Annotated in this window: 10 protein-coding genes; 6 read left to right on the top strand and 4 right to left on the bottom strand. The window is 63.3% G+C overall.

What is annotated here, in order from left to right:
- Nucleotides 1-478 precede the first annotated feature (478 nt).
- The gene (locus JYJ84_RS19855; protein WP_205183146.1) at nt 479-1189 is read left to right on the top strand and encodes a response regulator; all 711 of its coding nucleotides are present in this window, start codon (nt 479-481) and stop codon (nt 1187-1189) included.
- 81 nt (nt 1190-1270) lie between these two features.
- Here JYJ84_RS19855 and JYJ84_RS19850 read toward each other — a convergent pair whose 3' ends face one another.
- The 4 genes from JYJ84_RS19850 to JYJ84_RS19835 all read right to left on the bottom strand — a co-directional run bounded on the left by JYJ84_RS19850 (nt 1271) and on the right by JYJ84_RS19835 (nt 4775).
- On the bottom strand, nt 1271-1573 hold the full coding sequence (locus tag JYJ84_RS19850; RefSeq protein WP_122944936.1) for a DinB family protein: 303 nt from the start codon (nt 1571-1573) through the stop codon (nt 1271-1273).
- A gap of 493 nt (nt 1574-2066) precedes the next feature.
- On the bottom strand, nt 2067-3071 hold the full coding sequence (locus JYJ84_RS19845; RefSeq protein WP_175221305.1) for a zinc-binding dehydrogenase: 1005 nt from the start codon (nt 3069-3071) through the stop codon (nt 2067-2069).
- Nucleotides 3072-3143: 72 nt separating this feature from the next.
- Nucleotides 3144-3575 carry a DoxX family protein gene (locus JYJ84_RS19840; RefSeq protein WP_122944938.1) on the bottom strand — a complete coding sequence of 144 codons (432 nt, stop codon included), beginning with the start codon at nt 3573-3575 and terminating at the stop codon, nt 3144-3146.
- Between the two features lie 78 nt (nt 3576-3653).
- Nucleotides 3654-4775 (bottom strand): alkene reductase, encoded by a 1122-nt coding sequence (locus tag JYJ84_RS19835; protein ID WP_175221306.1) that lies wholly within the window; start codon nt 4773-4775, stop codon nt 3654-3656.
- Between the two features lie 157 nt (nt 4776-4932).
- Between JYJ84_RS19835 and JYJ84_RS19830 the strand changes: the two genes are divergently transcribed.
- The 5 genes from JYJ84_RS19830 to JYJ84_RS19810 form a co-directional block, all read left to right on the top strand.
- A complete protein-coding gene (locus JYJ84_RS19830; RefSeq protein WP_175221307.1) occupies nt 4933-5832 on the top strand; it encodes a LysR family transcriptional regulator in 900 nt (299 codons plus the stop codon).
- A gap of 271 nt (nt 5833-6103) precedes the next feature.
- Nucleotides 6104-6730 (top strand): flavin reductase family protein, encoded by a 627-nt coding sequence (locus JYJ84_RS19825; protein ID WP_122944941.1) that lies wholly within the window; start codon nt 6104-6106, stop codon nt 6728-6730.
- Nucleotides 6731-7111: 381 nt separating this feature from the next.
- On the top strand, nt 7112-8344 hold the full coding sequence (locus JYJ84_RS19820; protein ID WP_043182179.1) for a 3-methyl-2-oxobutanoate dehydrogenase (2-methylpropanoyl-transferring) subunit alpha: 1233 nt from the start codon (nt 7112-7114) through the stop codon (nt 8342-8344).
- A gap of 2 nt (nt 8345-8346) precedes the next feature.
- A complete protein-coding gene (locus JYJ84_RS19815) occupies nt 8347-9387 on the top strand; it encodes an alpha-ketoacid dehydrogenase subunit beta (protein ID WP_175221308.1) in 1041 nt (346 codons plus the stop codon).
- Between the two features lies 1 nt (nt 9388).
- Nucleotides 9389-9754: biotin/lipoyl-containing protein (locus JYJ84_RS19810; RefSeq protein ID WP_307872133.1), on the top strand; the 366-nt coding region annotated here is incomplete at its 3' end.

The following is a 9754-nucleotide window of genomic DNA, read 5'->3' as shown; positions in this document are numbered from 1 at the left end:
GCGAGACCGGTGAGCAAGGCGTAGACGATCACGGCGTGCAATCCGACCACGAAGGCGATGCCGCCAATGCGCCGGACAGGTGGCTTGGGTTGTGCGTAGTTCATGTCCCGCGTGTCTCCTGCGTCGATATGACTTGGGAGCCACGTTAAGACCCGGGCATTTCTGGTTCATATCGGCTTTGTATCTGCGCTGACACAAAGTCTTTCCGGTTGGGCAATGTTGCGGCAGGACGCGCGAAGCCAGACGGGGCGGCGCAGGCGGACGATGCTCGGCGGCGTCTCTTCGGGAAAATACCGGGCGGGTTATCCATGACTCGAATGCTCGTCAGGCATCCCGATTTTTCCGGATGACCTTGTGGGGCAAGGTGCCGGGGCAATTATTTCAACGCTGCAACAATTCGTGCAAAAAGCCCTTATATTGACGGGCAATAATGAGTGCGGGGCACATCTCACCGCCGCAACATCGGAGACAAGACGCCGTGAACAAAGCGATTTGTATTCTCGTCGTCGACGACGACTCGCAGATTCGCAGCCTGTTGTGCGACTGCCTTGCAGACTTCGGCATGACGACCGCGCAAGCCGGCACCGGCGCGGAAATGCATCACGCGCTCGGGGAGGGCGGCTTCGATCTCGTGGTGCTCGACCTGATGCTGCCGGACGACGACGGCCTCAATCTCTGCCGCGAGATTCGTGCGACATCGGAGATTCCATTGATCATCCTGACCGCTCGCGGCGAGATGACCGACCGGATCGTCGGGCTGGAACTGGGTGCCGACGACTATATCGTCAAGCCGTTCGAACCGCGCGAACTGGTCGCGCGCATCCAGACGATCCTGCGCCGCGTGCGTGCGCAAACGCAAGGCCGGACGAGGGCGCAGGAGGAAAGCCGCTTTGCCGGATGGCGGCTTCACCAGATCGGCCGCCACCTGATTGCCGCCGACAATACGGTCATTCCGTTGTCGAACGCGGAATTTCGCCTGCTCAACGCGTTCCTTGCCGCGCCGGGGCGAGTGCTGAGCCGCGAATACCTGATGGATACCGCGCGCGGCAAGTCGATCGACACGTTCGACCGCAGTATCGACGTACAGATATCGCGCCTGCGTCAGAAGTTGCGCGAGGACATCAAGGAGCCGCGCCTGATTCGCACGATTCGCGGCGAAGGCTACATGCTGGATGTCGGCCATCGTTAGGTGTGCGTGCCGATCGATGCAGCTGAGCATCAGCATGCGATGCAAGCGGGGCGCCGGACGGTTCGCCGGCGCGTTCCGTCATCATCGACTCAAATAGACCGGCAGGTCGGTCTCCGGCGGCGTCACGCCAAGTTCGAACAGCATCTGGCACACCCAGCCACGGTGGTACGTCTTGTGGTTGTACAGGTGCAAGAGCATCGCGCCACGCGCCATCTGCCCCGCGCGACCGGAAACGAATGCGAACGACACCGTTTCCGCAAGGCTCGCGGCATCCTGCCCGTCGACCCATTCGATCAGCCACTCATTGGCGTTGCATTGGGCGGCGACGAGTGCCGGCAGTGCACCGAGAGTTTGTCCGATCACGCCGCCGCTAAGCAGTGACATCTGGCAAGACGAGGGGGGACTCAAGGGTGCAATGGCTTTTGGGTAGTGCGAGGCGTTCCTCCGATAGATATTCAGCGATCACGACGAAGTTCGATAAAACCTTGGTTGGAGCTTTGTCGTACTGTGGTTGCTATGCTTGATCCCATCTCGTGCCAGCCTATGTTGGTCCGATTGTCGGCGAAGACTATCTGGCGTGTGGCAAGCTTGGTGGACGGTTCCGGTGTCCGGCGATGCACGATGTTTGCATGGCAGGCCAACGAACTTGCGTAGGGGGCATATTTGGGGGCATAAAGATCTGGAGTTTTGTAGATTCCTTGTTCTTTAAGGGTTTCATGGCTTTATTTTGTTCCGGTCCCGACCACGATCGCTTTCAGTGCGATTCGACGAAGGGTCGAAAGCCCGCGAGAAGCCTAGCGCTCGCGGGTTTTTTTGTTGCCTGGGCGTGCCACTGGGTGCGTGTGCCATCCGGGAACCGGAGCGTCTGTGTGCTCGATTACTGAACGCGCAGTATCAGCTTGCCGCTTGCCTGACCCGATTCGAGTGCCCGATGCGCGTCGGCAACCGCATCGAACGCGAAGCTGCCGCCTATGAGCGGCTTTAGTGCGCCAGCCGCGAGCAATTCGAACAGTTCCGCGATCGTCCGCCGCACGACGTCGTCGGCAAGGAACGCATACAGTGCGAAGCCGGACACACTGCGGCTGCCAAAGATCAACGCGTTCATCAGGATTTCGTCGATCGTGAGCAGCCGGCCGCTTGCCGCCCCGTAGCCGACAAAATGGCCATGCGTCGCGAGACTCGAAACGAGTGCGTGGGCCACGGTCCCGCCGATCGAATCGAAGACGACATCGAATCCTGCTCCGCCGGTTGCCGCGCTCAATCGGTTGCGCCAGTCCTCGTCGCGATAGTTGACGACATGATCGGCGCCGAGCGTCTTCGCGGTATGCAGCTTGGCCGGCGAGCTGGTCACGCCGGTGATCGAGCGTGCGCCGTCGAGTCTCGCCAGCTGGATCAGCATCGAGCCGACGCCTCCGGCCGCGGCGGTGATCGCGACTGTACGCTCGGCTACGGGCGTCTCGCGCAACAGCAACCGCGCCACCAATCCCTGCAGCATGACGGCGACCGCGTCGTCGTCGGAGAGGGCGTCAGGAATCGCGACGATCAGCGCAGCGTGAAGCGTCACGTATTCCGCATACCCGCCGGTCGAGCGCCATGCGCCGAACAGAGGCGCCGCGACGCGCTCGCCGACCTGAATGTCCCGGACGTTCGCCCCCACGGCCGCCACGGTGCCGACCGCTTCCGAACCGAGCACTGCCGGCAGCGCCAGTGCCGGCCCCGGATAGGTGCCGGCTCGCTGCAGGGTTTCTGCAAAGTTGAGCCCGACGCGCGAGACGCGCACGAGGACCTCGTCGTCGGCGGGCGTTGGACGATCCATCGTAACGGTGCGAAGGACAGACGTGTCGCCGGTACGCTCGATCTGAATGGCCTGCATGGTGTTCATTGGAAACTCTCGGTGGATCGGGGGCGTATGCCCCCGGGAATGAATGAAGCGCGGGTGCGCATCGGATATTTGCTAGCTGGGTTGCTTCGCGGAATCGAACGAGCCGCGGCCGGCGCCGTTCAGGACGAGTGCGAGCAGGCCGCCCGCCATTGACAGGTTCATCATGAAGAAGGTTTGCTGCGTCTGATCGCCGCTGCCATGGAAGATCACTGCGGCGATGACCGAAAAGATCGCGAGTCCAAGAGCCGCGACGCGCGTAGCGAAGCCCGCGATCAATGCGAGACCGCCGGCGACCTCGACAACGATCACGAGCGGAAGCAGTGCGCCCGGTACCCCCATGTGCTCCATGTATTGCTGGGTGCCGGAATAGTTGAAGATCTTGCTGATCCCCGCTCCGAGATACACGCCGGCAATGAGAATTCGCACGAGGACGGAAAGCACGATGTTGATGATGGACGTCTGTTCGACGGCTCGATGAATCGTGCGATTGAATGATTTAATCATTTGTATTCCTGAATAAGTGACTGACTGAAATCGAGCGCTCGGTATTGCGTTCAGGCATTCAGTCGAGGTGTCGCGTGCTTACCCGTGATACACCGGATAGTCGGTGTAGCCGGCTTCGCCGCCGCCGTACGCGGTGGACATATCGGCCTGCCCGAGCGGCCAGTCGTGCTGGATGCGCGCGACGAGATCGGGATTGGCGATGAACGGATAGCCGAATGACACGAGATCGGCGTGGCCACCGAGCAATGCGGCGTCGGCACGTGCCTTCGTGTAGCCGTTGTTCGCGATGTAATGGCCACCGTACGCGCGCCGCAGCGCGTCGTAGTCGAACGCGGGCACGGTACCGGGCGTCGCCAGCGGGATGCCTTCGACGACATGAAGGTAGGTCGTCAGACCGCTTAGCCGTTCGGCGAATCGTTCAAACAACACTTGCGGGGCACTGTCCGCAATGCCGCCGAAGTTTGGCGTGACCGGGGAAATCCTGATGCCGATGCGATCCGGGCCGACCACGCGACCGACCGCGCGCACGACCTCAAGCGGCAGCCGGATACGATTCTCGATGATGCCACCATAACCATCGGTTCGCCGGTTCGTGCCGTCCCGCAGGAATTGGTCGAGCAGATAGCCGTTGCCGGCGTGGATCTCCACGCCATCGAAACCGGCCTGCAATGCGGCATGCGCGGCCTGGACGTATTGTTCGATGATTCCTGGCATTTCTCCGGTTTCCAGCGCGCGAGGCACGGGATGCGGTTGCGGTCCGGTCGGTGTATAGGCGTTCCCGTCCGGCCGAATGGCCGACGGCGCAACCGGCAATGCGCCGTCGGGCTGGAGGTCCGGATGGCCGATTCGGCCGACATGGGCAAGCTGCACGAAAATGCGCCCCCCGTCGCGATGCACCGCATCGGTCACCTGTCGCCAGCCCGCAATCTGCGCATCGCTGTAGATGCCCGGTGTGAACGGATAGCCTTTGCCTTGTGGCGAGATCTGCGTGCCCTCGGTGATGATCAGGCCCGCTGACGCTCGTTGCGCGTAATAGCGCGCGTTGATCTGGCCGGGCGTGTCGCCTGCGCCGGCGCGGCTGCGCGTCATCGGCGCCATCACGATGCGGTTCTTGAGCGTGATCCGACCGAACTCGATCGGTTCGAACAACGTGGGCGCGGTCGGTTTCGGATGCCCGGGAGGGGCGCTGCGGGTCGTCATGATGTCATCTTCCTGGTTGTGTTCATGGGCCGTCGAAGCGCGTTCCGGTGTGCCCGGAATACGCGCTTCGCACGCTGCTGGACAGGAATTTAGGAGATTGTTTCAATCTAAACAATCGTCTAAGATCGATCATTAAAATCCACTTTATTGATGGATCATGGAGAAGAGTCCCAATCTCGATCAACTTCGCGCGTTCATCGCGGTGGTCGAAGCCGGCAGCTTTTCCGGCACGGCCCGGCGGCTCGAGCGTGCTCAATCCGTCGTCAGCTATGCGGTCGCCAATCTGGAGTCGTTGCTCGGGGTGCCGCTATTCGAACGTGGCAAGCGGCGACCGACGTTGACGGCGGCCGGCGAAACCGTCCTGGCCGACGCACGTCGGCTCGACATGCTGGTGGGTCAGCTGCAGGCGAAAACCGCGGGGTTGCGCGGTGGCGTGGAAGCCGAACTGTCGCTGGCGGTAGATGTCATGTTTCCGTTGGGTAAGCTCGTCGAGGGGCTGAGCCTGTTCGCCGAAGCCTTTCCCACGGTCGCGCTCAACCTGACGATAGAAGCGCTGGGTGGCGTGATGAAGCTGGTGATCGACGGCGGATGTGCACTCGGCATCAGCGGTCCGGCTCAAAACTGGCCGGACGTGATCGATGCCACGTCCATGGGCTCGATCGACCTGGTCACGGTAGCTGCGCCGACGCACCCGTTGGCGCAGCGTCGCAGGCGCATTCCGCTGTCCGAGGCGCGCGAATATACGCAGCTCGTTCTGACTGACAGAAGCAAACTGACGGAAGGGCAGTCGTACGGCATATATGCGACCCGCACCTGGAAGACCGCGGACCTCGGCGCAAAGCATCGCCTGCTGCTCGAGGGGCTTGGCTGGGGCTCCATGCCGATGCATCTGGTCGACGACGATTTGCGGCAAGGCCGACTGGCCGTGGTGCCGTTGTCGGATCGTGACGTGTTTCGATACGGCGTGTCGTTGATCAGGCGTGCCGATCGCGCCTGCGGGCCGGCGACACAGTGGCTGATCGACTATCTGACCCGTGTTGGCGAATTGAGTACCTGAAGCACGGCGCGGTTTACCACCTCGACCCGGATGACGTGACAGGTCAAGCCGAAAATTTCCCCGGTGCGGAAAGGTCCGGCGTCCGGCAAGCCAGCGCCATCGTCGGCGGGCGCCTGGCGATTCACGCGTCGTTACTTACCGCCTCGCTGCGACGAAAGCGACGTGATGTGATACTTGGCACGCACGTCGTACAGGACGCCACTACCGTCATCGGCGCACGTGATTCTGCCGATGGATCCAACGCAGTTTGTCTTTCTCAAGACCATCCGTCATGACCGACTCGAACCATCACTTTTACGAACCGTCGCAAGGCCACGGCCTTCCTCATGATCCTCTGAACGCGATCGTGGGTCCGCGCCCGATCGGCTGGATTTCATCCCGCGGCAACGATGGCACGGTCAACCTCGCACCGTACAGTTTCTTCAACGCATTCAACTACCATCCGCCGATCATCGGCTTTTCGAGTGTCGCTGCAAAGGACAGCCTGCGCAACGTACAGGAGACGGGCGAGTTCGTCTGGAACCTCGCGACTCGCGATCTCGCCGACAGGATGAACCAGACCTGTGCCGCCGTACCGTACGGTGTCAACGAGTTCGAACTCGGCGGCCTGACCGCGATCCCGTCGCGCCTGGTCGACGTGCCACGCGTCGCGGAAAGCGGCGTGAACTTCGAATGCAAGGTGACCGATGTGATTCGGTTGCGTGACCACAAGGGCGTCGAGACGGCGGCTTCGCTGGTATTGGGCGAGGTCATCGCGGTTCATATCCGGAACGATTTGCTGAAGGACGGGATCTTCGACACCTTTGGCGCGGGCATCATTCTTCGTGCGGGCGGCCCGTCAGCCTATGCGCATGTCCGGCCCGACAGCCGGTTCGACATCGCCCGCCCAGGCGCATGATGCAGCGCGCGCTGTAACGGATCCCGAAGCGGGCGCTACCCGCGCGATCGTCCGCCTCGGCCGCACCCTCGAAGGCCCCGCAGAAATCAGGAATTTCGCGGGGTCTTTTGCGTTGTATCGTCCGACTTGATCCGGCTGACCCGATCCCTCCATGCTTCGTTCGCCCCCCGATCCCCGCAAACCGGGACCATGGCCCGACCGCGCTGCAACATGGCAAATCTGCTCACCGCAGTCGAGCGGGTTGGTCATCGACGGCTGGCCCCATATTGCCTAAATTGGAAAGATTGACGTGCCTATCCGCACGCCAGTCAGCGCGCAGGCCGGCAACCGGCCGCGCGTTCCTAATCAGCGTGAGACACAATCGAGCGTGGAGACGACACGATGAGCCTGTCAGAGCCATTGCGTCTGCATGTGCCGGAGCCCACCGGGCGCCCGGGCTGCAAGACGGACTTTTCCTATCTGCATCTATCGCCGGCCGGTGCGGTTCGCCGCCCGCCGATCGACGTTGCCGCGGCGGACACCGCCGATCTCGCCCGCAGCCTCGTGCGCGTGCTCGACGACAGCGGCAAGGCCGTCGGCCCGTGGGCACCGGATCTCGACGATGCGCGGCTGATCGCCGGCCTGCGCGCGATGCTCAAGACCCGCATTTTCGACGCGCGCATGATGATCGCGCAGCGCCAGAAAAAGATCTCTTTCTACATGTTGAGCCTCGGCGAAGAGGCGATCGGCACCGCACACGCGATGGCGCTGCGCGACGGCGACATGTGCTTCCCGACCTACCGCCAGCAGAGCATCCTGATCGCGCGCGACGTGCCGCTCGAACGGATGATCTGCCAGCTGATGTCGAACGAAGGCGACCCGCTGAAAGGCCGCCAGCTCCCCGTGATGTATTCGGATCGCGATGCGGGCTTCTTCTCCATTTCCGGCAACCTCGCGACGCAGTTCATCCAGGCGGTCGGCTGGGCGATGGCGTCGGCGATCAAGGGCGACACGAAGATCTCGTCCGCGTGGATCGGCGACGGCGCGACGGCCGAATCCGACTTCCACACCGCGCTCACGTTCGCGCACGTGTACCGCGCACCGGTCGTGCTGAACGTCGTCAACAACCAGTGGGCGATCTCGACGTTCCAGGCGATCGCGGGCGGCGAAGGCACGACGTTCGCGGGGCGCGGCGTCGGCTGCGGGATCGCGTCGCTGCGCGTCGACGGCAACGACTTCCTCGCGATCTATGCGGCGTCGAGCTGGGCGGCCGAACGCGCGCGCCGCAATCTCGGCCCGACGCTGATCGAGTGGGTGACCTACCGTGCGGGCGCGCATTCGACGTCGGACGATCCGACCAAGTATCGGCCGAGCGACGACTGGTCCCATTTCCCGCTCGGCGATCCGATCGAGCGCTTCAAGCGCCACCTGATCGTCAAGGGCATCTGGTCGGACAGCGCGCACGAAGCGCTGACGGCCGAGCTCGAAGCGGAGGTGATCGCCGCGCAGAAGGAAGCGGAGAAATACGGCACGCTGGCCGACGACCGGATTCCGTCGCCGGCTTCGATGTTCGACGACGTGTACAAGGAGCTGCCCGCGCACCTGCGCCGTCAGCGCCAGGAACTGGGAGCGTGATCATGGCGCAACAAGAGACAGGCACGGCAACGCAGCCGATGACGATGATCCAGGCGCTGCGCTCGGCGATGGACGTGATGCTCGGGCGCGACAGCGACGTGGTCGTGTTCGGGCAGGACGTCGGCTATTTCGGCGGCGTGTTTCGCTGTACCGAAGGACTGCAGAACAAATACGGCAAGTCGCGTGTGTTCGATGCGCCGATCTCCGAAAGCGGGATCGTCGGCGCGGCGGTGGGGATGGGCGCATACGGGCTGCGCCCGGTGTGCGAGATCCAGTTTGCCGACTATTTCTACCCGGCATCCGACCAGATCGTGTCGGAAGGCGCGCGGCTGCGCTATCGGTCGGCCGGCCAGTTCATCGCGCCGATGACGATCCGCATGCCCTGCGGCGGCGGCATCTATGGCGGCCAGACGCACAGCCAGAGCCCGGAGGCGATGTTCACGCAGGTGTGCGGGCTGCGCACGGTGATGCCGTCGAATCCGTACGACGCGAAAGGGCTCTTGATCGCATCGATCGAGAACGACGATCCGGTGATTTTCCTCGAGCCGAAGCGGCTGTACAACGGGCCGTTCGACGGCCATCACGACCGGCCCGTCACGTCGTGGCTCAAGCATCCGGCAAGCGCGGTGCCGGAGGGCTACTACACGGTGCCGCTCGATACGGCCGCCGTGGTGCGGCCCGGCAACGACGTGACCGTGCTGACCTACGGCACCACGGTGCACGTGTCGCTTGCCGCAGCCGAGGAGACTGGCATCGACGCGGAAGTGATCGACCTGCGCACGCTGTGGCCGCTCGACCTCGACACGATCGTCGCGTCGGTGCGCAAGACCGGACGCTGCATCGTGGTGCACGAGGCGACGCGCACCTGCGGTTACGGTGCGGAACTGGTGTCGCTGGCCCAGGAACATTGCTTCTACCACCTCGAAGCGCCGGTCGAGCGCACGACGGGCTGGGATACGCCGTATCCGCATGCGCAGGAGTGGGCGTACTTTCCGGGCCCGGCCCGGGTCGGTGAAGCGTTGCGACGCGTGATGGAGGCCTGAGATGGGGATTCATGTCATCAAGATGCCGGATATCGGCGAAGGGATTGCCGAGGTCGAGCTGGTGGCCTGGCACGTGGAAGTCGGGCAGACGATCAAGGAAGACCAGCCGCTCGCCGATGTGATGACCGACAAGGCGGCGGTCGAGATTCCGTCGCCGGTGACCGGCAAGGTGCTCGAGCTCGGCGGCCGGATCGGCGAGATGATGGCGGTCGGCAGCGAACTGATTCGCCTCGAGGTCGAAGGCGACGGCAACCTGAAGGCCGGCGCACCGGTGCGGGAATCAAAGGTAGAAACCGCACCGGTCGCGGCAGCGCCGTCGAAGTCGGTGGCCGCAGCGCCTGCTGAATCATCTGCCAAGCCGGCGGCG

Source organism: Burkholderia sp. LMG 13014 (genome assembly GCF_905232215.1).
Lineage (GTDB): Bacteria > Pseudomonadota > Gammaproteobacteria > Burkholderiales > Burkholderiaceae > Burkholderia.
This window is presented reverse-complemented; position numbering and strand designations above follow the sequence as displayed.

What these genes read in the sequence shown, in the direction of transcription:
- JYJ84_RS19835 (WP_175221306.1), bottom strand. Translation starts at nt 4,775, where the DNA reads ATGACGACCCGCAGCGCCCCTCCCGGGCATCCGAAACCGACCGCGCCC.
- JYJ84_RS19820 (WP_043182179.1), top strand. Translation starts at nt 7,112, where the DNA reads ATGAGCCTGTCAGAGCCATTGCGTCTGCATGTGCCGGAGCCCACCGGG.
- JYJ84_RS19840 (WP_122944938.1), bottom strand. Translation starts at nt 3,575, where the DNA reads ATGATTAAATCATTCAATCGCACGATTCATCGAGCCGTCGAACAGACG.
- JYJ84_RS19825 (WP_122944941.1), top strand. Translation starts at nt 6,104, where the DNA reads ATGACCGACTCGAACCATCACTTTTACGAACCGTCGCAAGGCCACGGC.
- JYJ84_RS19830 (WP_175221307.1), top strand. Translation starts at nt 4,933, where the DNA reads ATGGAGAAGAGTCCCAATCTCGATCAACTTCGCGCGTTCATCGCGGTG.
- JYJ84_RS19815 (WP_175221308.1), top strand. Translation starts at nt 8,347, where the DNA reads ATGGCGCAACAAGAGACAGGCACGGCAACGCAGCCGATGACGATGATC.
- JYJ84_RS19845 (WP_175221305.1), bottom strand. Translation starts at nt 3,071, where the DNA reads ATGAACACCATGCAGGCCATTCAGATCGAGCGTACCGGCGACACGTCT.
- JYJ84_RS19850 (WP_122944936.1), bottom strand. Translation starts at nt 1,573, where the DNA reads ATGTCACTGCTTAGCGGCGGCGTGATCGGACAAACTCTCGGTGCACTG.